Annotated in this window: 20 protein-coding genes; 10 read left to right on the top strand and 10 right to left on the bottom strand. The window is 65.0% G+C overall.

Annotated elements, in window-relative coordinates; translation table 11 throughout:
* Positions 1 to 4: 4 nt before the first annotated feature.
* Positions 5 to 1,174: a Gfo/Idh/MocA family protein gene (locus tag QA635_RS41005; protein ID WP_283065809.1), complete on the top strand. Its 1,170-nt coding sequence runs from the start codon at positions 5 to 7 to the stop codon at positions 1,172 to 1,174.
* A 215-nt stretch (positions 1,175 to 1,389) separates the two neighbouring features.
* Here the strand turns inward: QA635_RS41005 and QA635_RS41000 are convergent, their stop codons facing one another.
* From QA635_RS41000 to QA635_RS40985, 4 genes are all read right to left on the bottom strand, one after another.
* Entirely contained in the window at positions 1,390 to 2,700 is a 1,311-nt protein-coding gene (locus QA635_RS41000) for an ABC transporter substrate-binding protein (protein WP_057016785.1), read from the bottom strand.
* A 284-nt stretch (positions 2,701 to 2,984) separates the two neighbouring features.
* Positions 2,985 to 4,541: an MDR family MFS transporter gene (locus tag QA635_RS40995; protein ID WP_283065806.1), complete on the bottom strand. Its 1,557-nt coding sequence runs from the start codon at positions 4,539 to 4,541 to the stop codon at positions 2,985 to 2,987.
* A 97-nt stretch (positions 4,542 to 4,638) separates the two neighbouring features.
* On the bottom strand, positions 4,639 to 5,811 hold the full coding sequence (locus QA635_RS40990; RefSeq protein WP_283065804.1) for an HlyD family secretion protein: 1,173 nt from the start codon (positions 5,809 to 5,811) through the stop codon (positions 4,639 to 4,641).
* Positions 5,804 to 6,298 (bottom strand): MarR family winged helix-turn-helix transcriptional regulator, encoded by a 495-nt coding sequence (locus QA635_RS40985; RefSeq protein ID WP_176937303.1) that lies wholly within the window; start codon positions 6,296 to 6,298, stop codon positions 5,804 to 5,806. The genes QA635_RS40990 and QA635_RS40985 overlap by 8 nt, the downstream gene beginning before the upstream one ends.
* A 153-nt stretch (positions 6,299 to 6,451) precedes the next feature.
* Here QA635_RS40985 and QA635_RS40980 point away from each other — a divergent pair, with 153 nt between their 5' ends.
* Both QA635_RS40980 and QA635_RS40975 read left to right on the top strand, forming a co-directional pair.
* Entirely contained in the window at positions 6,452 to 6,940 is a 489-nt protein-coding gene (locus tag QA635_RS40980) for a Fur family transcriptional regulator (RefSeq protein WP_026191999.1), read from the top strand.
* Positions 6,941 to 7,171: 231 nt separating this feature from the next.
* Entirely contained in the window at positions 7,172 to 8,128 is a 957-nt protein-coding gene (locus QA635_RS40975) for a DMT family transporter (RefSeq protein ID WP_283065801.1), read from the top strand.
* Positions 8,129 to 8,315: 187 nt separating this feature from the next.
* On the opposite strand, the gene QA635_RS40970 is transcribed toward QA635_RS40975, so the two are convergent.
* Positions 8,316 to 9,746 (bottom strand): DUF805 domain-containing protein, encoded by a 1,431-nt coding sequence (locus QA635_RS40970; protein WP_283065799.1) that lies wholly within the window; start codon positions 9,744 to 9,746, stop codon positions 8,316 to 8,318.
* Between QA635_RS40970 and QA635_RS40965 the strand changes: the two genes are divergently transcribed.
* On the top strand, positions 9,740 to 9,928 hold the full coding sequence (locus tag QA635_RS40965; RefSeq protein WP_038387623.1) for a hypothetical protein: 189 nt from the start codon (positions 9,740 to 9,742) through the stop codon (positions 9,926 to 9,928). The two genes, QA635_RS40970 and QA635_RS40965, sit on opposite strands and share 7 nt — an antisense overlap.
* A gap of 218 nt (positions 9,929 to 10,146) precedes the next feature.
* Here QA635_RS40965 and QA635_RS40960 read toward each other — a convergent pair whose 3' ends face one another.
* Positions 10,147 to 11,022 (bottom strand): sulfurtransferase, encoded by an 876-nt coding sequence (locus tag QA635_RS40960; RefSeq protein ID WP_283065795.1) that lies wholly within the window; start codon positions 11,020 to 11,022, stop codon positions 10,147 to 10,149.
* A gap of 258 nt (positions 11,023 to 11,280) precedes the next feature.
* On the opposite strand from QA635_RS40960, the gene ispG reads away from it, so the two are divergent.
* The 3 genes from ispG (at position 11,281) to QA635_RS40945 (ending at position 15,174) form a co-directional block, all read left to right on the top strand.
* A complete protein-coding gene (gene ispG / locus QA635_RS40955; protein ID WP_283065794.1) occupies positions 11,281 to 12,570 on the top strand; it encodes a flavodoxin-dependent (E)-4-hydroxy-3-methylbut-2-enyl-diphosphate synthase in 1,290 nt (429 codons plus the stop codon).
* Positions 12,571 to 12,822: 252 nt separating this feature from the next.
* On the top strand, positions 12,823 to 13,716 hold the full coding sequence (locus tag QA635_RS40950) for a TauD/TfdA dioxygenase family protein (protein WP_028343560.1): 894 nt from the start codon (positions 12,823 to 12,825) through the stop codon (positions 13,714 to 13,716).
* Positions 13,717 to 13,833: 117 nt separating this feature from the next.
* On the top strand, positions 13,834 to 15,174 hold the full coding sequence (locus tag QA635_RS40945) for a Rieske 2Fe-2S domain-containing protein (RefSeq protein WP_283065792.1): 1,341 nt from the start codon (positions 13,834 to 13,836) through the stop codon (positions 15,172 to 15,174).
* A 155-nt stretch (positions 15,175 to 15,329) separates the two neighbouring features.
* Here the strand turns inward: QA635_RS40945 and QA635_RS40940 are convergent, their stop codons facing one another.
* Positions 15,330 to 16,937 (bottom strand): Na+/H+ antiporter, encoded by a 1,608-nt coding sequence (locus tag QA635_RS40940; RefSeq protein ID WP_092090493.1) that lies wholly within the window; start codon positions 16,935 to 16,937, stop codon positions 15,330 to 15,332.
* Positions 16,938 to 17,045: 108 nt separating this feature from the next.
* Positions 17,046 to 17,420 carry a nuclear transport factor 2 family protein gene (locus tag QA635_RS40935; protein WP_038387088.1) on the bottom strand — a complete coding sequence of 125 codons (375 nt, stop codon included), beginning with the start codon at positions 17,418 to 17,420 and terminating at the stop codon, positions 17,046 to 17,048.
* A 201-nt stretch (positions 17,421 to 17,621) separates the two neighbouring features.
* Here QA635_RS40935 and QA635_RS40930 point away from each other — a divergent pair, with 201 nt between their 5' ends.
* The gene (locus QA635_RS40930; protein ID WP_283065790.1) at positions 17,622 to 18,056 is read left to right on the top strand and encodes a GFA family protein; all 435 of its coding nucleotides are present in this window, start codon (positions 17,622 to 17,624) and stop codon (positions 18,054 to 18,056) included.
* A gap of 78 nt (positions 18,057 to 18,134) precedes the next feature.
* On the opposite strand, the gene QA635_RS40925 is transcribed toward QA635_RS40930, so the two are convergent.
* Both QA635_RS40925 and QA635_RS40920 read right to left on the bottom strand, forming a co-directional pair.
* The gene (locus QA635_RS40925; RefSeq protein WP_283065788.1) at positions 18,135 to 18,815 is read right to left on the bottom strand and encodes a DUF1345 domain-containing protein; all 681 of its coding nucleotides are present in this window, start codon (positions 18,813 to 18,815) and stop codon (positions 18,135 to 18,137) included.
* Positions 18,816 to 18,831: 16 nt separating this feature from the next.
* Positions 18,832 to 19,752: a polyprenyl synthetase family protein gene (locus QA635_RS40920; protein ID WP_076824685.1), complete on the bottom strand. Its 921-nt coding sequence runs from the start codon at positions 19,750 to 19,752 to the stop codon at positions 18,832 to 18,834.
* Positions 19,753 to 19,951: 199 nt separating this feature from the next.
* Between QA635_RS40920 and mtgA the strand changes: the two genes are divergently transcribed.
* Together mtgA and rpmF are read left to right on the top strand one after the other, a co-directional pair.
* Positions 19,952 to 20,623, top strand: a complete 672-nt coding sequence (gene mtgA, locus QA635_RS40915) for a monofunctional biosynthetic peptidoglycan transglycosylase (RefSeq protein WP_225162727.1) — start codon at positions 19,952 to 19,954, stop codon at positions 20,621 to 20,623.
* Between the two features lie 160 nt (positions 20,624 to 20,783).
* On the top strand, positions 20,784 to 20,969 hold the full coding sequence (gene rpmF / locus QA635_RS40910) for a 50S ribosomal protein L32 (protein ID WP_021077536.1): 186 nt from the start codon (positions 20,784 to 20,786) through the stop codon (positions 20,967 to 20,969).
* The last annotated feature ends 59 nt before the right edge of the window (positions 20,970 to 21,028 follow it).

The raw sequence follows: 21,028 nt of genomic DNA, 5'->3' as shown, positions 1-21,028 counted from the left end.
CAAAATGACAAAGATCAGGATCGGGCTGGCCGGCTGCGGCTTCGTGTCGGAGCTGCATATGGTTGCCTACCGGCGCGTCTATGGCGTCGACGTCGAGGTGAGGGCGGTCGCGGCGCGCGGCGATCATGTCAATGCGTTCGCGCGCAAGCACGCAATCCCGAACGCCTATCGCAGCTTCGCCGAGCTGATCGCCGACCGCGAGCTTGACGTCATCGACATCTGCACGCCGCCCAATCTGCATGCCGGGATGATCGTAGAGGCGATGCAGGCGGGCAAGCACGTGATCTGCGAGAAGCCGTTCAGCGGTTATTTCGGCCGCGACGGCGACAAGGCGCCGATCGGCAGGCACGTGCCGAAAGCGCTGATGTACCAGCGGGTGATGGAGGAGATGGAGGTGACCCGCGCCGCGATCGAGCGAAGCGGAAAACTCTTCATGTATGCCGAGGACTGGATCTACGCGCCGGCGGTGACCAAGACCGCGGAGATCATCCGCGCGACAGGCGACAAGATCCTGTTCATGAAGGGCGAGGAGAGCCATTCCGGCTCGCATGCGGCGCATGCCGCCGAGTGGGCGATGACCGGTGGCGGCTCGCTGATCCGGATGGGCTGTCATCCCCTGTCGGCGGTGCTCTATCTCAAGCAGGTCGAGGCCAAGGCGCGCGGCGAGACCATCACGGTCGCCAGCGTCACCTGCGACGTCGGCAATGTCACCGCCGGCCTTAAATCCGAGGAGCGCGCCTACATCAAGGCCAAGCCGGTCGACGTCGAGGATTGGGGCACGCTGACCGCAACCTTCTCCGACGGAACCAAGGCGACGGTGTTTTCGGGCGACATGATCATGGGCGGCGTGCGCAACCTGATCGAGACCTATACGAGCGGCGGCTCACTGTTTGCCAACATCACCCCGAACACGCATCTGACCAGCTACCAGACCTCCGAGGAGAAGCTCGCCTCGGTCTACATCACCGAAAAGGTCGATCGCAAAACCGGCTGGCAATATGTCTGCCTCGAGGAAGAATGGACCCGCGGCTACCTGCAGGAGATCCAGGATTTCATGGAGTGCGTGGCGACCGGGCGGCAGCCGCTCGCCGATCTCGCGCTGGCGTATGAGACGACCAGGGTGAACTACGCCGGCTACTGGGCGGCGGATGAGGGCAGGCGGGTGGTGCTGTAGGGTGGCGGGAACGACGAGATTACGCGCGTATACTCACGCCAGACCCGTCATCCTGAGGAGCGAGTAGCGCGTCTCGAAGGATGCACGGCCCGGCCGGTGGCCGTCGATCCTTCGAGACGCCCGCAAGTGCGGGCTCCTCCAGCGACAAAGGCGAAGCCTTTGCGCGGGGATGACGGGGATAATTCTCCGGCGAGCCGCACAGCAAACGATCGTCCCTACGCCGCGTAGACCGAGCCCTTCGGCAGCGGGAACACCGGATCCTGCGTGCGGATATTGGTCGGCCACACCACGGTGATACGCTCGCCGGCGTTCTGCATCACGACCGGCGTCGAGCGCTCGTTCTGGCCGGACAGCGGCGTGCCCGGCGGATAGAACTTCACGCCATAGCCCTGGATGGTGCCGCCTGCGGGGATGTCGACGTCGAGCGCCGCCTTGCGGATCGCCTCGGGATCGAAGCCGCCGTACTTCTCCTTGGCGACGGGCAGCACATTGTTGAGCAGGATCCAGGTCTGGTTGAAGCCCATCGAGCAGTGCGGCGGCACTTCGGTCGCATTGGTCTTCTCGCGGTAGCGCGCGACCATGGTCTTGGTGAGGTCGCCGATTCCGGGTGCGAGCTTGGCCGGATCGAGCAGCTGCGCCGGCACGGGGTCGATGTTGCAGAAATTGTCGATGTCGGCGCCGAAGGTCGCGCGCAGCTTGTCGAGCTGGCTGTAGCCGGCGCCGGCACCGAACAGCATCTTGAACTTCAGCCCGCTCTCGCGTGCCTGGCGCAGGAACAGCGTGATGTCGGGATTGTAGCCGGCATGCGAGATCACGTCGGCCTTGGCGCGCTTCAGCTTGGTCACCAGCACCGAGAGATCGGGCGCGGAGGCGGAATAGCCCTCCTTCAGCGCGACCTGCAGCCCGACCTCCTTGGCGAAGGCCTCGTCCGCGGCGGCGACACCGACGCCATAGGGCCCGTCTTCATGGATCAGCGCCACCTTGACGTCCTTCGGCTCCATGCCGAGCTTGGCCTTGGCGTGCTCGTTGATGAAGCTCGCGAACGCCTGGCCGTACTGGTCGGAATGGATCTGCGCGCGGAACACGTATTGCAGGTTCTTGTCCTTGAACACGGCGGTCGAGACCGCGGTCGTGATCCACAGGATCCGCTTCTGCTGCTCGACCTTGGCGGCGAGCGGCACCGCGTGGGAGCTTGCGAACACGCCGTTGAGGATGTCGACCTTCTCCTGGTCGATCAGGCGATTGGCCTCGTTGATCGCGACATCGGGCTTGCTCTGGGAATCGACGTTGACCGGCGCGATCTTGTACTTGCCACCGATGCCGCCCTTCTCGTTGACGAGGTCGATCGCGATCTGGGTGCCGATCGAGGAGGCGACCGAGCCGCCGGCGGCGAATGGGCCGGTCAGGTCGTAGATCACGCCGATCCGGACCGTCTCGGCCTGGGCCTGCGCCCGTGTCCAATCCAAGCTGAAAGCAGCGGCGGCAGCCGCTGAAGTCTTCAGCAGCGTCCTGCGTGAAGTCGGCATCGCGTCCTCCCCTGAAACCGTCAGTTGTATGACGGGTCTGCTTGTTTTCGCGGAGTATTGGGAGGCGAGGTCGGAAAGTCAACGCGGCTTGCGGCTGCGGCGTCTTGCGCTTTCGGAGGGGGCGTCCTCACTCTTTCACCGTCACCCTGAGGAGCGCGTAGCGCGTCTCGAAGGGTCGACGGCCACCAACGGGGCCGTGCATCCTTCGAGGCTCGCAAATGCTCGCGCCTCAGGATGACGGTGTGACCAATCGCCCCGACAATCGGAGAACGTAGGGCGAAAACCTACTCCATCACCGCGGCATGGTCCGACGGCGCCGACTGCGCGCGCAGCGCGGCTTTGGTCGAGCCGATCATCAGCGCGAGCGGGATCGAGACCAGGATGAACAGCATCACCAGCTGGTAGTCGTGCGAGAACGCGATGATCTGCGACTGCGCTGCCACCATCTTGTCGGCCATCGCGCGGCCGGCATCGGTGTTGAGGTTGATCATGCCCGATACGTCGGGCATCTGCAGCGCGTGGTTGAACGGATTGATCTGCTCCGACAGCTTTGCGTAGATCCGCCGTCCGCCTTCCGTCAGCTGCGCGATCACGATCGAGATGCCGACCGAACTCGCGACGTTGCGCAGCAGCGTCAGCATCGAGGTGCCGTCGGTGCGCAGATGGTTGGGCAGCGACATGAACGCCACCGTCGACAGCGGCACGAACACGAGGCCGAAGCCAAAGCCCTGGACCACGCTGACGACGATGATCTCGTTGGCCTGCGTCATGTCGGTCCAGCCGGTCATCTGGAACAGCGAGGCCGCGGTCAGCGCCAGGCCGGAGATGATCAGCGTGCGCGCCTCGATATAGCGCATCATGCGGCCGACCAGCATCATCGCGACGAAGGTGCCGGCGCCGCGGGTCGCCAACAACAGGCCCGCGGTGATGATCGGGTAGCCGACCACGTTCTGCAGATAGGGCGAGGACAGCGCCATCGTCGAATATAGCACGAGGCCCATCACAGTCATAAACACGCAGCCGCCGAGGAAGTTCTTGTCTTTGAACAGCGCGAACTGGATGAAGGGCCGGCTGGTCGTCAGCGAATGGGCGAAGAAATAGTAGAAGCCGACCGCGGAGACGATGAATTCGATCATGATTTCGTTGGATTCCAGCCAGCCGAGCTGCTCGCCGCGGTCGAGCGCGAGTTGCAGCGAACCGATCGCGACCGCGAGCGCGCCGAACCCGAACCAGTCGAAGCGCAGATTGAGGTCCTGCTTGGTCTCGTCCATGAAGATCGCCAGCCCAAGCACGGTGATGGCGCCGAATGGCAGGTTGACGAAGAACACCCAGTGCCAGGAATAGGTCTCGGTCAGCCAGGCGCCCAGTGATGGTCCCATGATCGGGCCCATCATCACGCCCATGCCCCAGATCGACATCGCCTTCGCGCGCTCATGCAGCGCGTAGGAGTCGAGCATCACCGCCTGCGACAGCGGCACCAGCGCCGCGCCGAACACGCCCTGCAGCAGGCGGAACAGCACCATCTGGTTGATGTCCTGCGCCAGGCCGCAGAACACCGAGGCGACGGTGAAGCCGGCCGAGCAGATGATGAAGATGCGCTTGCGGCCATAGCGGTTGGCGATCCAGCCCACCGGCGCGGTCATGATCGCGGCCGCGACGATGTAGGAGGTCAGCACCCAGTTGATCTGGTCCTGCGAGGCCGACAGCGAGCCCTGCATATAGGGCAGCGCGACGTTGGCGATCGTGGTGTCGAGCGCCTGCATGATCGTCGCGGTCATCGCGCAGATCGTCACCATGTTCCGGCGCATGCCGGGTACGGCGGATGGTGACGGTGCATTCATTCAGGTCGGTCCTGTTCGAGCGTTGGAAACCCCCTCCCCCGCAAGCGGGAGAGGGGGCGCACTGTCTCTGCGGTCGATGATCGACCGCTTCTTCTCTCTACTCGTGGTCCGGGTGCGCCGAGGCCGGCGCCAGCCCGAGCAGGCCGGCCAGCGTGCGGCGGTGGTTGGTGTCGATCGTCGCGTAGACGCTCATGCCGGCTTTCAGCTTCTTCACGAACGGATCGTTGTCGTCGAAATAGATCCGCACCGGCACGCGCTGCACCACCTTGACGAAGTTGCCGGTCGCGTTCTGCGGCGGCAGGATCGCGAACTGCGCGCCGGTGCCGGGCGACAGCGAGCTGACCTTGCCCTTGAACCGATGGTTCGGGAACGCGTCGACGTCGAGCTCAACCGGCTGGCCGACCGCGACATAGGTGAAGTCGCTTTCCTTCGGATTGGCGTCGACCCAGGGATGGTCGACATCGATGATCGAGAACACCGGCGAGCCGGCGGCGACGAAGCGGCCGAGCTGGATCTGGTCGACTTGGGTCGCGACGCCGTCCATCGGCGCGCGCAGCACGGTGTGATCGAGATTGCGCTGGGCGTCGTCGAGCTTGGCCTTGGCCTGCGCGTAGGGTGGGAATTGCTCGATCGGCAGGTCGACGTCGCCGAGCAGCTGCGTCTTGTCCTTGGAGATCTGCTGCCTGATGTATTGCGCCAGACTCTCGGCCGTCACTTGCGCGTTCGCCGCGTTGTCGAGGTCGAGCTGCGAGCCGAAATTCTGCTTGGCCAGCGTCGACTTGCGATCGACGTCGCGCTTCTTCAATTCGATGCTCTGCTGGGCGAATTCCAGCATCCTGCTGTTGATCTTGATGTTGTCGACCAGGTTGTCATAGGTGGTCCTGGTCTGGTCGAGCGCGGCCTTGGCCTGCGCCACCGCGAGGCGGAACGGCACCGGGTCGATCTCGAACAGCTCGTCGCCCTTCTTGACGTGCTGGCCTTCCTTCACGACGATCTTGTCGATCTTGCCGGAGATTTCCGGCGTGATCAGCACCTTCTGCGCGCCGACATAGGCGTCGTCGGTGCCGACATAGCGGCCGCCATTGAGATAGAACACGATGCCGCCGATCGCAGCGAGCGTCGGCAGCACGACCAGCAGCAGCGTGCGGCGATAGCGCCGCAGGCCCGCCATCAGGCGACGGCGCGGCGCGCGGCTGGCCTTGCCCGACGGGCTGGGCTCGCCCGGATTGCTCTTCTGCTCGGGGGCCAGTTTGAGGACGGGTTCAGCCATAGCGCTGTTCCTTTCGGGAGGGTTCGCCGGCTGGGGTTTGGACGGCATTGCGAACGTTTTCCTTGATCGATTCCAATTGGGTGAGCAGGCGATGCGCGTCAGTCGGGCTGATGCCCTCGAGCGCGGTCGCGGTGAGTTCGGAGCGGAGGCCGGCGAGCTTGCCGAGCAGCGGGCGCGCGGCCTTCTTCAGGTAGAGGCGGTTCACGCGGCGGTCGTTCTCGTCGCTGCGGCGCTCGATCCAGCCATTGTCGCAGAGCTTGTCGATCAGCCGCGTCAGCGTGATCGGCTGCACCTCGAGCAGCTCGGCGAGCTCGGTCTGTTTCAACCCTTCCTGGCGTTCCACCTTGGACAGCACGGCCCATTGTGCGCGAGTGATGCCGTAGCGTGCGGCCTCCTTGTCCGCATAGACGCGGATCAGCCGGAACACTTCGCCCAGCGTAAACAAGAAATCCGTATCCACGGAACCGCGCATCGATCCTGTCTCCATAAGCTTGGGATATAATAAGCTTGCTTATGATTTCTGCATGCCGGGTTAACGCGAGGCTGCCCCGCATTGCGGGCATGGCTGCAACGCGGCGGCCGACCGGGGTTGGCGGGCCGGGCTTTGGGAACGGCCGCGCAAATGCTACATATCGAGGCAATGAGCCTGGCCAAGCCGACATTTCCTGCCCCCGACCACGATCACGGCCGCTGCGCCGCGGACGCGATGGCGCATGCCGAGCAGGTGTGTGCGCGCCGCGGCCAGAAATTCACCCCGATCCGCCGACAGGTGCTGCAGGCGCTGCTGTCGAGCCATCGCCCGCTCGGCGCCTATGAGGTGATCGACGAGCTGGCCAAGACGATGCCGCGGCCGGCACCGATTACCGTCTACCGCGCGCTCGACTTCCTGATGGAGAACGGCCTCGTGCACCGCATCGAGAGCCGCAACGCCTTCCTCGCCTGCGCGCATGACCATGACGAGACCTCGATGGTGGCGTTCCTGATCTGCGACCATTGCGGCTCGGTCGGCGAGATCCCGGCCGCCCCCGTCGCGCAAAGCCTGACCGCGGCGGCGCGGGCCTCGGGGTTCATCCCGAAACTCTCCGTCGTCGAGATCGCCGGCACCTGCGCGCATTGCCAGAAGACGTGATGGCGCGATGGTTTCAGCTAACTCGCACTGCTTTCGAGCTACCTCGCCCCGCTTGCGGGGAGAGGCCGAAATTCGCGGTAGCGAATTTCGGGTGAGGGAGACTCTCCGCACGCTCGCCTCTATCGAATTTGCGGCGACGGCCCCTCACCCCAACCCTCTCCCCGCAAGAGCGGGGCGAGGGAGCCCAACCGGCAATTAACAACACGGCACCAAGCCGGCCCGCGAGGAAACATGTCGACCCAAGCGATCTCCGCCAGCGTCACGAGGCCCGTCAGCGTCGGGCACGGGCTGCCGCCCGGCGCCATCGCAGTGATGCTGATGCTGTGCGTGAGCTGGGGCTTCAACCAGCTCGCGGTGAAACTCGCGCTGCCCGACGTGCCGCCGATGCTGCAGGCGATGATCCGCTCCGCCGGCGCGCTGCCGGTGATGCTGATCGTCGGCCACCTGCGCGGCGTCAAATTCTTCGAGCGCGACGGCACGCTCGTGCCCGGCATCATCGCCGGGCTGATGTTCGGCTGCGAGTTCGTGCTGATCTTCACCGGCCTCGTCTTCACCTCGGCGTCGCGTGCCTCGGTGTTCCTCTACACCGCGCCGTTCTTCGTCGCGCTCGGCTCGCACCAGTTCCTCGGCGAGCGTCTCTCGACCGTGCAGTGGAGCGGGCTTGCGTTGAGCTTTGCCGGCGTCGCGCTCGCGATCGGCGTGCCGCAGCCGAACGTCGATGCCAAGGTGCTGCTCGGCGACCTCATGGTGGTCGGCGGCGGCGCGCTGTGGGCGGCAACCACGCTGGTCGCCAAGGGCACAAACCTGCGCAAGGCGGCGCCGGAAAAGGCGCTCGGCTACCAGGTCGCGATCTCGATTCCGATCCTCGGCCTCGCCGCCTGGATTGCGGGCGAGCGCATCGAGCATGTGCCGAGCGCGCTGTCGATCTCGCTGCTCGCCTATCAGGCGGTCTGGGTGGTGGGCTGCACGTTTGTCATTTGGTTCGCGATGGTGAAAACCTACTCCGCGAGCAAGCTGTCCGCATTCACCTTCGTCACGCCGCTGTTCGGCGTGGTTGCGGCCTATTTCATCATGCACGACACCCTGACGGCGGTGTTCGGCGTCGCCGCGCTGCTGGTGATCGCCGGCCTCTATCTCGTCAACAAGCCCGACCCGAAGGTGACGCCGGATCCCAACGTGCCGGCGTGAGGTTATCCTGGGTGCCGTGCGCTCAACTCTCTCCCCGTCATGCTGAGGAGCGCGGAACGCGCGTCTCGAAGCACGACGGCCCAGCCGGCAGCCGGGCCGTTCATCCTTCGAGGCTCGCAAGAGCTCGCGCCTCAGGATGACGAGCAAAGAGGAGCGGAATGCCGCAGACAACCGGAGCGCAGTCCCGTTACATCATCCGCTCATGCATCTCGAAATCGACGTAGACCTGCGGAAGATGCAGCCCGCGGTCGGCAAGCATTTTTGCGCTCCCGGCTCCGAGTTCGGTGACCTCGAGTGAGATGCCGAGCCCGTCCCGGTAGAGGATCGGCTGATAGCCCTTGATGATTCTCTGGCCGAACGCGGGATAGGGCGGCGCGCCATCGGAGAACGCGTGGCGGAATGCCTGGTAGAGCGTCGACGATCGCAGGGTCTCCATCGCGGCGCGCCCATGCCCTTCGGCAAGGTAGATGCGGATTCGGAAATAGGTGTTGTAGCTTTGACGCAGCTTCTCGATCGCAATGAATCCGGCTGCGCCCACTCCGTCGAGCGCGTAATAGGCCGTCGTCCGATCCTGTTCCGGCGTCGCCGTCTCGGCCGCCTGCAACTGCTCTTTCTCCTTGCGCAGCAGGCCGGCAATGTCGGTCTGTCCCGCGTCCTTGCGCAGTTCAACTGCGCAATTGCGCACGATGCTGGTGCTTGCGCGATGGTTCAGGTCGATCTCCGCGCCGCCGTCCGGTAGGGCGTGCCAGCCGGCGGCCTCAAGTCGCGCCCCTGATCCGGAAAACAGCGCGTTGAATGGCGGTGAGGTGATGCCGTGTCCGTAACGCGCGCAGAGATCGACGACGATCCCGCACGCGGCGGTGACGCCGGGGTCGGTCTTGTCGGCGACGGCCGACGTCCCGCCATCCGCCGGGATCGCGAATACGGCCATGACGGCTTTGGAAAAACCGGAGACCTTGCGTTCCGCCTCTTGCCTGGCGAGCACGGCCGGATTTGGTTCCGATGAATCGACGTCGGACCTCGACCGTACCGTCGAAGCGGTCTGCAGGCTTCGGCGGCCGAGTGCGGCGAGGAAGCAGAAGGCAGAGAAAGCAAAGGCGCAGGTCGCCGGGATCGCGGCGATCAATCCATACGGCACGTGCACGCCAAACCATGCCTCGATGCGATCCTGGACAGCGGAAAAGAAGTAGAAGATGACAAACGGCGCAATGGCGAAGAACACCGCAAGGCCGGTGGTCAGGCCACTGTCGTGGAAGCGCCGGGCCGTCACGGCAAACAGCGGCAGCGCTATTGCGACGGCGGCGTAGACCGTCTTGTCGAGCTGATGGGCTGCGAGCAGGAGCAGCAGACAAAAGCCGAAGAACCACCAGAACTCGGCGCGCGAAGCCCGTCCGGTGAAATCAGCGAACTTCCTGAAACAGGTGGCGATCGACGCGGTGGGATGCACGACCATCTCCGGCAGACGGCAGCACTCTAGCGGCGAAGATTTACGTTTCCCTATTGCTGAGCGGACAATTGTGGCCTTCAGGCGCAATTGCGGACGGTATCGATTTACGTCAACATCGCCTCCACGAAGGCTCCCATGCGAGGGATGCCGTTGGAGGCGCGCCGATGCCAATCGATGCCACCGATGCAATTGAAGCCGGTATTCGCTCCGCGTTCACCGCATACTCCAAGGAGGATGATCCGGACTGGCGGAGCGCGTGCTGGATCAAGCCGGATGAGTGCTCCCACCTCGCACGGAGCATCTTGAAGGAATTGGCGGCCCGAGGCCTTGAGATCGTCAAGAAGCCGGCTTGATCGCCTCAAGACTCCGACGATTCATGTCGCGAGAATGCGGATGTATGCCTCATCGGCGCGCCAAACATTCAGCGTCGTCCTGGCGAAGGCCAGGACCCATTACCCCAACTGTCGGTTGTCGCGCGACGCTGGGGGCCGCTTTCCCGTTCACAAGCAAATTCGGTGGTTATGGGTCCTGGCCTTCGCCAGGACGACGGAGGAGACATCGCGCTTCCCCACTAACCCCTCTCGATTGGCAGGGACTCATCCTTCGCCCATTCGCCCATCGAGCCGTCATAGAGCGTGAGATTGTCGTAGCCGAGCCGATGCAGCTGAAACAGGTCGATGGTCGCGGAGATGCCGCCGCCGCAATAGGCGACGACGCGCTTGTCCCTGGTGATGCCTTGCGCAGCGAAGGTTGCTTCGGCCTCCTCAAGCGGCACGAACGTCTTGTGCTTCGGATCGATCAAGGTCGCCGCCGGCACGCTGACGCTGCCGGGGATGCGGCCGGGCCGGCCGTAACGGCTCGGCTCCAGTCCCTTGTAGAATTGCGGGCCGAGCGCGTTGACGATGACGGTGTCGTCCTCCGCGGTCGCGGCGAGCACGTCATGCTTGTCGACGAACATGCCGTCCTTCGGCCGCGCCGGAAACGTCGCCGGCGGATAGCCGCCGGCAAGTCCGGTCTCGATGTCGCGTCCTTCGGCGGTCCATTTGTCGATGCCGCCGTCGAGCACCGCAGCACCCTCGAAGCCGAGCGAGCGCAGCATCCACCAGAACCGCGTCGCCCACATTGCGGTGCCGATCGAATAGAGCACGACGCGGCTGCCCGCCGAGATGCCGTGGCGGCCGAACGCGGCTTCGAGCTGCGCTGTCGGCGGCATCATGAAACGCAGATGGGTATGGGCCTCGGAGAATTCGGCCTGCAAATCCAGGAAATTGGCGCCCGGGATGTGGCCGGCCTCGAACGTCTGGCGGCCCGAGACGACAATATAGGGAACGTTGCTGCCGGCGGGGGCCGGCTCCAGATAAGTGGTGCAGTCGAACAGGCGAAGGTCCGGCCGGGTCAGGATCTCGGCAAGTTCCGCCGTGGTGATCAGCTCGCTGTGGCCGGCCATTTCGCGCCCTCCCGGAATGATCTTAAGACAATGCTAGGATGCTCCGGATCACATGAAAAGCTGTCACTTGCCCTTTGATTCACCCCAATCCGGTCCAATATAGCGGGGCATGCAGGACGCCGCTGCATGGCTTGCGTTTGGCCTCAATCGGCGCCATAAGCTGTTGAATTCACTCCGAAACACGATCGTTTGGCCCGCCGCGCGCGAGGCCCATCGCCCCCTTGGTGAATGTCACCAAAACCTGATATTCGAGACGCCATGAACAAGCCCGAGATTTTGCCGCAAGACGACGTCGCCGGCCCCGCGCCGCGGCACCAAACCACGCAGGTCATGGTCGGCAACGTCGCCGTCGGCGGCGGCGCGCCGATCGTCGTGCAGTCGATGACCAACACCGACACCGCCGATGTCGACGGCACCATCGCCCAAGTAACCGCGCTCTCCCGCGCCGGGTCCGAGATGGTCCGCATCACCGTCGACCGCGAGGAAGCCGCCGCTGCCGTGCCGCACATCCGTGACGGCCTGCGCAAGCGCGGCATCACCACGCCCCTGATCGGCGACTTCCACTATATCGGCCACAAGCTGCTCGCCGAATATCCGGCCTGCGCCGAGGCGCTCGACAAGTACCGTATCAATCCCGGCAATGTCGGCTTCAAGAACAAGCGCGACACCCAGTTCGCCGACATCATCGAGATCGCTAACAAGAACAACAAGCCGGTGCGCATCGGCGCCAATTGGGGCTCGCTCGATCAGGAGCTGCTCACCAAGCTGATGGACGAGAACACTGCGTCTGCGAATCCGCGCGATGCCCGCGCGGTGACCCGCGAGGCGATGGTGCAGTCGGCGCTGCTGTCGGCGGCGCGCGCGCAAGAGCTCGGCATGCCGAAGAACCGGATCATCCTGTCGGCGAAGGTCTCCGCCGTGCAGGATCTGATCGCGGTTTATCAGGAAGTGGTGCGCCGCTCGGATTATGCGATCCATCTCGGCCTCACCGAGGCCGGCATGGGCTCGAAGGGCATCGTGGCCTCCTCGGCCGCGCTCGGCATCCTGCTGCAGCAGGGCATCGGCGATACCATCCGGATCTCGCTGACGCCGGAGCCCGGCGGCGACCGCACGCTGGAAGTGCAGGTCGCGCAGGAATTGCTGCAGACCATGGGCTTCCGCACCTTCGTGCCGCTGGTTGCGGCCTGCCCGGGCTGCGGCCGCACCACCTCGACCACGTTCCAGGAGCTGGCGCGCTCGATCCAGGATTTCATCCGCGACGAGATGCCGGCCTGGAAGACCAAGTATCCGGGCGTCGAGCAGCTCAACGTCGCGGTGATGGGCTGCATCGTCAACGGCCCCGGCGAATCCAAGCACGCCAATATCGGCATCTCGCTGCCCGGCACCGGCGAAGCGCCGGCCGCGCCGGTGTTCGTCGACGGCAAGAAGTTCCGCACCCTGCGCGGTCCGGGCATCGCCGCCGACTTCAAGGCACTGGTGATCGACTATATCGACCAGCGCTACGGCAACGGCGCCAAGCTGCCGGAGCAGGCCGGCGCCGCGGAGTAGTTTCACTCCGCGCGTGACCCACACTCAACCGTCGTCCCGGCGAAGGCCGGGACCCATAACCACAGACGGTGGTTGTGGCGCGAGATCTGGGTTACCAGCCTCCGCAAAACCCGATCCTGCGGTTATGGGTCCCGGATCTGCGCTCCGCTTCGCTGCGCTTGTCCGGGACGACAGATATGTTTGAGGCGCAGATTGCGCTTCCGTCGATGCGCGTTACCATGCTCCCAATCAAGAATGATCGGGAGAACGCCCATGAGCTCGCTGTCCGGCAAGCAAGGCCCGCGCTACCGCCACCTCGCCGACCAATCCGAGCCCTATGAGACCATCGGCGTCGAGAAGCTGACGCCGATCATCGGCGCGGAGATCTCCGGCGTCGATATCGGCAAGCTGGTCGGCGACGATGCGCGCTCCAACCGCCAGATGGACGAGATCCATCGCGCGCTCGCCGAAAACCTCGTCATCTTCTTCCGCGACCAGCACATCAGCCCCGACCAGCATCTCGCCTTCGGCCGCAAGTTCGGCGAGCTGCATGTGCATCCCGCCGCGCCCAATGAGGGCGATCCGGCGCTGATGAAGATCTACGCCGACAAGGATTCCCCGCGCGCCAATGGCGAAGGCTGGCACACCGACGTGTCCTGCGACCTCGAGCCGCCGATGGGCTCGATCCTCTACATCAAGCAGTGCCCGCCGCGCGGCGGCGACACGCTGTTCGCCAACATGTACGCCGCCTATGAGGCCCTGTCGGACCGCATGAAGGCCTATCTCGACGGGCTGACCGCGCTGCATGACGGCGAGCAGACCTATCGTGGCCTGTATGCCAACTACGGCGTCGCCGACAAACGGGAATATCCCCGCGCCGAGCATCCGGTGGTCCGCACCCATCCGGTGACCGGCAAGAAGTCGCTCTATGTCAATCGCGGCTTCACCCGCTTCATCGTCGGCATCCCGCGCGACGAGAGCGACGCGATGCTGGCCTATCTCTACCAGCACGCCGAGAACCCGCTGTTCCAGTGCCGCTTCCGCTGGACCGAGAACGCGATCGCGTTCTGGGACAACCGCTGCGCCCAGCATCGCGCGATGTGGGATTACTGGCCGCACACCCGCTCCGGCACCCGCGTCACCGTGAAGGGAGAGCGGCCGGTGTGAGGAATTGCGTGCTGCGTAGGATGGGTAGAGCCAACGGGTCCGCACAACGCGCGGCCCCGTTGGCTCCACCCATCCTACGAACTACGAACTGAAAAAAATGCCATCGGGAGACCGCCCATGCTTCGCGCGGAGGACAACAAATTCCTCACCGAATCCGGTGAGGGGACCGGCATGGGCGAGTTGCTGCGGCGGTTCTGGATTCCGGTGCTGCTGTCCGAAGAACTCCCGGAACCGGACAGCGACCCGAAGAAGATCGTTGTCATGGGCGAGGACCTGCTCGCCTTCCGCGACACGAGAGGCGTGGTCGGCGTCATCGACCAATACTGCCCGCATCGCGGCGCAAATCTCTGGCTCGGCCGCAACGAGGAATGCGGCATCCGCTGCGTCTATCACGGCTGGAAGTTCGACACCGACGGCCGCTGCGTCGACATGCCGACGTCGTATCCGGACCTCAACGCAAAGGACCTGATCCGGATCAAGTCCTATCCGGTGCGTGAATGGGGCGACATGATCTGGGCCTATATGGGCCCGGCCGATGTGATGCCCGAACTGCCGGCGCTGGAAATGGCGCTGCTGCCGGCCTCGCACCGCTTCGTCACCAAGAAGTGGCAGGACTGCAACTGGGTGCAGGCGGTGGAAGGCTCGATCGACACCGCGCATTTCACCTTCGCGCATCTCTCCTTCGAGAAGGAGGAGAACGAGATCCTCGACATCAAGAAGCATTTCGTGAACCCGCTGACCCGGGTCGCGACCGATCACATGCGCTGGATCGCCGAGGACCCGCGCCCGGTGATCAAGATCAATCCGCATGAGGCCGGCCTCACGGTGGCGGGCGGACGGCTCACCGGCAGCGACAACATCTATTGGCGCATCGCCCAGTTCCTGATGCCGTTCCACAGCTACGCGCCGAGCTCGATGCCGGGCGAGAACATGTTCGGCCAGACCTTCGTGCCGGTCACCGACACCAATTGCTGGATCTACACCTATGCGTGGAATCCGCACCGCCCGCTGACCGACGCCGAGCGCGAAGGCTACGCCAACGGCAATGGCGTGATGGCTGTCGTCGACGAGAACTACGTGCCGCTGCGCAACAAGGCAAACGACTATCTGATCGACCGCAAGCTGCAGCGGACCAAGAGCTACACCGGCATCAAGGGCGTTTCCGAGCAGGACGCCGCGGTGCAGGACAGCCAGGGCCCGATCGCCGACCGCACCCGCGAGCATCTCGGCCCGACCGATCTCGGCATCATGCATTTCCGCAAGCTCATGATGGAGGCGGCCCGCGCGCTGCAGAAGGGCGAGGCGCCGCCGCATGCTCAGCATCAGGACCGCTACACCGTGCGCTCCGGCGCCTGCGTCACCAGCAAGACCAAGGACCTCACCGCCGTGATGATCGAGCGGTTCGGCGATCCCTCCGGCTTCGTCGGCGGTCCCGGCCAGAACGCCGCCGCGGAGTAGGGCACCGTCGTCCCTGCGAAAGCAGGGACCCATAACCACCGTTGGATATTATTGAGATGCGCTGTGGCCCCAACCTTCGCCAAACCAGCGACGGTGGTTATGGGTCCCGGCCTGCGCCGGGACGACGTGGGGAGGGATACCGCGCGCTACACGCGCTACAACGGCATCCTGCGATACTCGCGGTTGGCGAGGCTCGCTTCCTCGAGGTCGAGGTCGCGCTCGATCCGCCGCCTGGTCTCGTCGGTGATCTTGCCGTCGCGCAGCAGCATATGGATGAACTTGCGCTCGGAGGCGATCAGCTCCCGCGTCAGCTCGGTGCCGGTGGCGGAAACGTCGTGCGTGTCGGGATTGAGCGAGTCGGGCAGCTGGTTGATCCGGATCTCGTGCCGTGAGCGCAACAGCTTGATGACCTCGTCGGAAAGCTCGCGGTCGTCGGTGATGGCATCGAGCGACTTCAGCGCGGCGTTCAGCGCCTCGCGCCGCGCCGCGATCTCCTGCTCGTGCTCGGCGATGTGCTCGCTGCGCCCGTCCCTAGCGAGGCCGAGCCAGCGCACCACCGGCGGCAAGGTGAGGCCGAGCCCGACCAGCGTCACGAAGATCACGCCGAAGGCGACGAACAGGATCAGGTCGCGATACGGGAAGGCGTCTCCGCTCGGCAATGTCAGCGGCAGCGCCAGCGCTGCGGCGAGCGAGACCGCGCCGCGCACGCCGGTGAAGGCCACCACGAACACCGCCCGCCACGACGGCAGCGGATCGCGCTCGCTCACGCGGGCGCTGATCCAGCGCGGCAGATAGGTGCCGGGAAACACCCAGACGAAGCGCGCGACGATCACGATGACGGCGACCAGCACGGTCGCGGTGAGGATGTCGTGCAGCGGGAACGACTTCGACTTCTCGTACAGCGAGCGCATCTGGAAGCCGGTCAAGAGGAACAGCAGGCCCTCGATCAGATAGATGATCAGATCCCAGAAGAAGATGCCCTGCAGGCGCGTCGCGGCCGAGATCAGCAGCGGCCCGTTCCAGCTCATGTAGAGGCCGCAGGCGACGGTCGCGATCACGCCGCTGCCGCCGAAATGCTCGGGGATCCAGTAGGCGAGATAGGGCGTGATCAGCGACAGCGTGATCTCGACCTGCGGATCCCTGGCGCGGCGGCGGGCGCGCAGGCTGAGCCAGCCGACCGCGGTGCCGAACGCGATCTCGCCGGCGACGATGACGAGGAAGGTGCCGGTCGCCTTCGGCAGCGAGAACAGCCCGGTGGTGATCGCGGCGAGCGCGAAGCGGTAGAGGATCAGCGCGGTCGCGTCATTGGCGAGCCCTTCGCCCTCGAGCACCACCAGGATGCGGCGGGGCATGCCGAGCCTGCGGGCGATCGCCAGCGGAGCGACCACGTCCGGCGGCGCGACGATAGCGCCGAGCAGGAAGCCGATGCTCCAGGGCAGGCCGATCAGATAATGGGTCGCGGTTGCGACCATGAAGGCGGTGAAGATCACGCAGCCGACCGACAGCAGGATGATCGGCCGCAGGTTGGCCTTGAACTCGCGCCAGCTCATCGCGACGCTCGCCGAATAGATCAGCGGCGGCAGCACCACCAGCAGCACGAGCTCAGGCGGCAGTTCCAGCGACGGCATGCCCGGCACGAAGGCGAGCACGATGCCGACCAGCAGCAGCAGGATCGCGGGCGCGATATCGGTCCGCCGCGCCACCAGGGCGGTTCCCGCCAGCACGCCGAGCAAAGTGAGAAAAATCTGAAATTTGGCTTCCATAACGGGCTCAATTCGCCCGGAAACCGGTGCCAGTCAATGCGGTCCGGCCGGAGCCGGACCGCGGAGGGCGTGTCACAAAGCCGTCGCGGGCGCGCCGCGCCCGGTCGATCAATCCCTGAGGTCGTAGCGGTAGGACTTCGAGACGATCTGCCAGCCGTCGGCGAGCCTCATCGCCACCAGATAGTCGGTGAAATAGCGCGGCGGCAGCTGGCAGCGCACCTTGATGAAGGCGGTGTTGTCGTCGGAGCGGTCGATGGTGACGATAAAATCCTCGCGCGGCTTGCCTTCGGCCTTCGCCGAGGTGCGCTTGCGCACCAAGGCAAGCCAGTCCGGCACGGTGAGGACCTTCAGCTCGCCCTTCTCCACCCAGCGCAAATCGGCGCTCGGATGAAAAGCCTCGGCGAGCTTGTCGGCATTGCTCTCGTAGAGACCGTCGAAATAGGTTTGCACGACGCTTTCGACGCTGGATCGATCTTGGCTCATTGGTTGGTCCTCCCGGCAGGATTGGATCGGCTGGAGCGTTTTCGAGCGAAGCGGGTGCCGGTTCGCGTGGAGAAAACGCGTCAGGCTCGAATCTAGAGCCCCCGTTCCGATTCAATCGGAACGGAAAGGGCTCCAGGATTTAGCCATGAACCGCTAGATTGCGCCATGGCCGGCGACAAAATTCTGCGTGAGGGACGAGTTGTGACCGCATCTGCAAATTCGAACGAACATATCCTGACCGGCGAATGCTTCTGCCGCGACGTGCGCTACGAGGTGGCCGACGCGTTTGCCTATGCGCTCAATTGTCACTGCTCGAACTGCCGGCGCACCACGGGATCGGCGTTCAAGCCATTCGCGGGAATCGCGCGCGACAAATTCACCGTGGTCAGCGGCGCTGATGGGCTCCTGATTTATGGCGATGAGCTCACCCACGACGCGCATTGCGGCCGCTGCGGCTCGCTGCTCTATTCGCAGGTCCGCGGCGGCGCCTATGTCCATGTCGCGATGGGCACGCTGCGCGATGCGCCGGCGATCCGGCCGACCGCCCACATCTTCGTCGGCTCCAAGGCGCCGTGGTACGCGATAACGGACGATCTGCCGCAATATCAGGAGCACGTGACGCAAGGCGGGGAATAAATCCGCGCGACGTCATCGGCGTGCTGCTTGTCGTCCTTGCCGACCGCCTTGCGGACGGCATCTCATCAGGCGGCACGACTAGATCGCGCTCGCGGCGATGTTCACCATCAGGGCGAGCAGCGCGGTGTTGAACACGAACGAGATGATGCCGTGCACGGTCGCGGTGCGGCGGATGATCTTGTCGGTGATGCCGACGTCTGAGACCTGCGCCGTCATGCCGATCACGAACGAGAAATAGACGAAGTCCCAGTAATCGGCGTCGACATGTTCCTCGCCGTTCGGAAACTGCAGGCCGCCGGGCGTCTTGCCGCGGTAATACTCGTGGGCGTAGTGCAGCGCGAACGCGGTGTGCACCACGGCCCATGACAGCGTGATGGTGACGATTGCCAGCGCCAGTCCGGCCGGGCTGCCCTTCGATGCGCCGAGCTCGAACACGATGGCTGCGAGGCTCGCCAGCGCGCCGAACGCGGTCAGCAGCAGGATCAGGAAACGTCCGTCGTCCTGCAGGATGGCGCTTCGCTTGATATGGGCGACGCCACAGCGCAGCATCATCACATAGGCAAGCACGAGATACAGCGCGGCGAAGGCATCCCAGCCCGCGAGCAGGCGCGTGACGATGCGCGGTGCTCCCGGCACCAGCAGCGCAGCCAGGATGCCGAAAGCGATCGAGCTGAACGTGCGCGGCCGGCCCACGACGACGCGGACCGGCAGCGGCAGCTTGCGGAAGCGAACAAGGCGGTCGTCGATCTCCTTGTTCATTTCGCGCCGCTTTCGGCTAGTTCTTGCGCTCGGCGACGAAGCGGGCGGCCGCGCGCAGTACGTCGCCTCGGTCGCCGAACACCGACAGCGCGGCATCGGCGCGCGCGAGGAGATCGCGGACGCGCTGCTTGGCGCCATCGATGCCGAGCTGGGTGACGAAGGTGGTCTTGCCGAGCGCGGCGTCAGCGCCGGCCGGCTTGCCGAGCGCGGCAGCATCGCCCTCGACGTCGAGCAAATCGTCGGCGATCTGGAAGGCTTCACCGAGCGCTTTGCCGTAATCGTCGAGCGCCTGGTACTCCTTTTGCGAGGACTGGCCGAGGATCGCGCCGGCGATGCAGCCGAAACGGAGCAGCGCGCCGGTCTTCATCTGCTGCAGGCGCGCGACGTCGACCGGCTCGCGGTCGCCGAAGCGGCCTTCGCCGGCAAGGTCGAGGATCTGGCCGCCGGCCATGCCGCCGACGCCGGAGGCGCGCGCCAGCGCGCGGGTCAACAGCAGGCGGACCTGGGCGTCCTTGTGGATCGCATCGCGGGTGATGATGTCGAAGGCGATGGTGAGCAGCGCGTCGCCGGCGAGGATCGCGGTGGCGTCGTCATAGGCCTTGTGCAGGGTCGGGCGGCCGCGGCGCAGATCGGAATTGTCCATCGCCGGCAGATCGTCGTGGATCAGCGAGTAGCAGTGGATGCATTCCAGCGCGGCGCCGACCAGCAGCGCGGATTCGCGCGGGATGCCGAACACCGCCGCGCTCTCGACCGCGAGGAACGGCCGCAGCCGCTTGCCGCCGCCGAGGCTCGAATAGCGCATCGCCTCGATCAGCCGCTTCGGGCGCACGATTTCGTCGCTTTCGGTCGCGTCGGACAGCAGTTTGGCGAGCAGGGCTTCGGTATCCTCCGCGGTCTGGTCCAGCCGCTTGGAAAACTCTGCAGTACCGGTCGTCATTAAGAATTGCTCCAGATCGATTTTCGGCCGGACAATCGTTGATGGCATCGGCTTCGTCAATTCCCGCCCTGCGACGGAATGCGCCTTAAAAGTGCTGGAAAAACCGTGAATTATCCCGCAGACGTCGACGGCGCCGGCCGTGTTCTGGCGGGCGGGTCCCAAATCCTTCCTGGAATGGTCCTCCCCGGAAACCCCTGTTTTGCGCATCGTCCGAATTTTATTGCTGCTTTTGCTGGCCCTGCTGTTGCTGCCGTATCTGGTGGCGCCGTTCTACCGCACCGGCCATCCGGTTTCGGCGCTGATGGCGTGGCGGACCCTGCGCGGGGCCCCGGTGACGCGGCACTGGATCGATTTCGGCGCGATGTCGCCCTACCTGGCGCGGTCCGTGGTCGGCTCGGAGGATGCCCATTTCTGCAAGCATCGGGGCATCGACTGGGGCGCGCTGCGCGAGGTGCTCGACGACGCCGAGGATGGCGAGGTGGCCCGCGGCGGCTCGACCATCACCCAGCAGGTCGCCAAGAACCTGTTCCTGTGGTCCGGCCGCAGCGTGATCCGCAAGGGGCTGGAACTGCCGCTGGCGCTCTGGATCGATCTCGTGCTGCCCAAGCAGCGGATCCTGGAAATCTACCTCAATATCGCGGAAATGGGCCCGTCCGGCCAGTTCGGCGCCGAAGCCGGCGCCCAATATGCCTTCGGCCGGTCCGCCGCTGGGCTGTCAGCCCGTGAGGCCGCGCTTTTGGCCGCGATCCTGCCGAATCCGGTCAAGAGGAGCGCTCGGAACCCCGGTCCGGGGGTCCGCAGGCTGTCCGCCACCTATATGGTCCGGGCCAACTCCGTGACGCGCTGCTGGCGCGAAAATCGCAGCTCCTGAGGCCGATTTCGGACGCTTTTTGCTGTCTCCGGCCCTAGCTTTACGCAGTGCCTTCCTCTATAAGCGCGGCCTTACCGGCATCGCAGCTGGCGCTTTGAAGCGCTGTGCGCTCGTCCCCATTTCGGACGATGCCTCCGCAACACCCCTAGAGGACACCGTCATGGCCGTTCCCAGAAGAAAAACCTCGCCGTCGCGCCGTGGCATGCGCCGTTCGGCCGATGCGATCAAGACCCCGACCTATGTCGAGGACAAGGACTCCGGCGAACTGCGCCGTCCGCACCACCTCGACCTGAAGACCGGCATGTACAAGGGCCGCCAGGTCCTGAAGGCCAAGAAAGAGTCCTGATCGGACATTCGGCCTACGCGCCGCAGCCATGCGGCGCGGCGCCTGAATTCGGTCAACGA

The sequence above is a fragment of the Bradyrhizobium brasilense genome (assembly GCF_029714345.1).
GTDB lineage: Bacteria > Pseudomonadota > Alphaproteobacteria > Rhizobiales > Xanthobacteraceae > Bradyrhizobium > Bradyrhizobium australafricanum.
Note: the sequence above shows the minus strand (reverse complement) of the source record. Positions and strands in the feature narration are given on the sequence as shown.

Excerpts from the sequence above, each read along its gene's own strand:
- QA635_RS40940 (WP_092090493.1), bottom strand. The coding sequence starts at position 16,937 with ATGGAAGCCAAATTTCAGATTTTTCTCACTTTGCTCGGCGTGCTGGCG.
- QA635_RS40995 (WP_283065806.1), bottom strand. The coding sequence starts at position 4,541 with ATGAATGCACCGTCACCATCCGCCGTACCCGGCATGCGCCGGAACATG.
- QA635_RS40975 (WP_283065801.1), top strand. The coding sequence starts at position 7,172 with ATGTCGACCCAAGCGATCTCCGCCAGCGTCACGAGGCCCGTCAGCGTC.
- QA635_RS40990 (WP_283065804.1), bottom strand. The coding sequence starts at position 5,811 with ATGGCTGAACCCGTCCTCAAACTGGCCCCCGAGCAGAAGAGCAATCCG.
- QA635_RS41000 (WP_057016785.1), bottom strand. The coding sequence starts at position 2,700 with ATGCCGACTTCACGCAGGACGCTGCTGAAGACTTCAGCGGCTGCCGCC.
- QA635_RS40985 (WP_176937303.1), bottom strand. The coding sequence starts at position 6,298 with ATGGAGACAGGATCGATGCGCGGTTCCGTGGATACGGATTTCTTGTTT.
- QA635_RS40965 (WP_038387623.1), top strand. The coding sequence starts at position 9,740 with ATGCCAATCGATGCCACCGATGCAATTGAAGCCGGTATTCGCTCCGCG.
- QA635_RS40925 (WP_283065788.1), bottom strand. The coding sequence starts at position 18,815 with ATGAACAAGGAGATCGACGACCGCCTTGTTCGCTTCCGCAAGCTGCCG.
- QA635_RS40935 (WP_038387088.1), bottom strand. The coding sequence starts at position 17,420 with ATGAGCCAAGATCGATCCAGCGTCGAAAGCGTCGTGCAAACCTATTTC.
- rpmF (WP_021077536.1), top strand. The coding sequence starts at position 20,784 with ATGGCCGTTCCCAGAAGAAAAACCTCGCCGTCGCGCCGTGGCATGCGC.
- QA635_RS40960 (WP_283065795.1), bottom strand. The coding sequence starts at position 11,022 with ATGGCCGGCCACAGCGAGCTGATCACCACGGCGGAACTTGCCGAGATC.
- QA635_RS40920 (WP_076824685.1), bottom strand. The coding sequence starts at position 19,752 with ATGACGACCGGTACTGCAGAGTTTTCCAAGCGGCTGGACCAGACCGCG.
- QA635_RS40950 (WP_028343560.1), top strand. The coding sequence starts at position 12,823 with ATGAGCTCGCTGTCCGGCAAGCAAGGCCCGCGCTACCGCCACCTCGCC.
- QA635_RS40980 (WP_026191999.1), top strand. The coding sequence starts at position 6,452 with ATGAGCCTGGCCAAGCCGACATTTCCTGCCCCCGACCACGATCACGGC.
- ispG (WP_283065794.1), top strand. The coding sequence starts at position 11,281 with ATGAACAAGCCCGAGATTTTGCCGCAAGACGACGTCGCCGGCCCCGCG.
- QA635_RS41005 (WP_283065809.1), top strand. The coding sequence starts at position 5 with ATGACAAAGATCAGGATCGGGCTGGCCGGCTGCGGCTTCGTGTCGGAG.
- QA635_RS40945 (WP_283065792.1), top strand. The coding sequence starts at position 13,834 with ATGCTTCGCGCGGAGGACAACAAATTCCTCACCGAATCCGGTGAGGGG.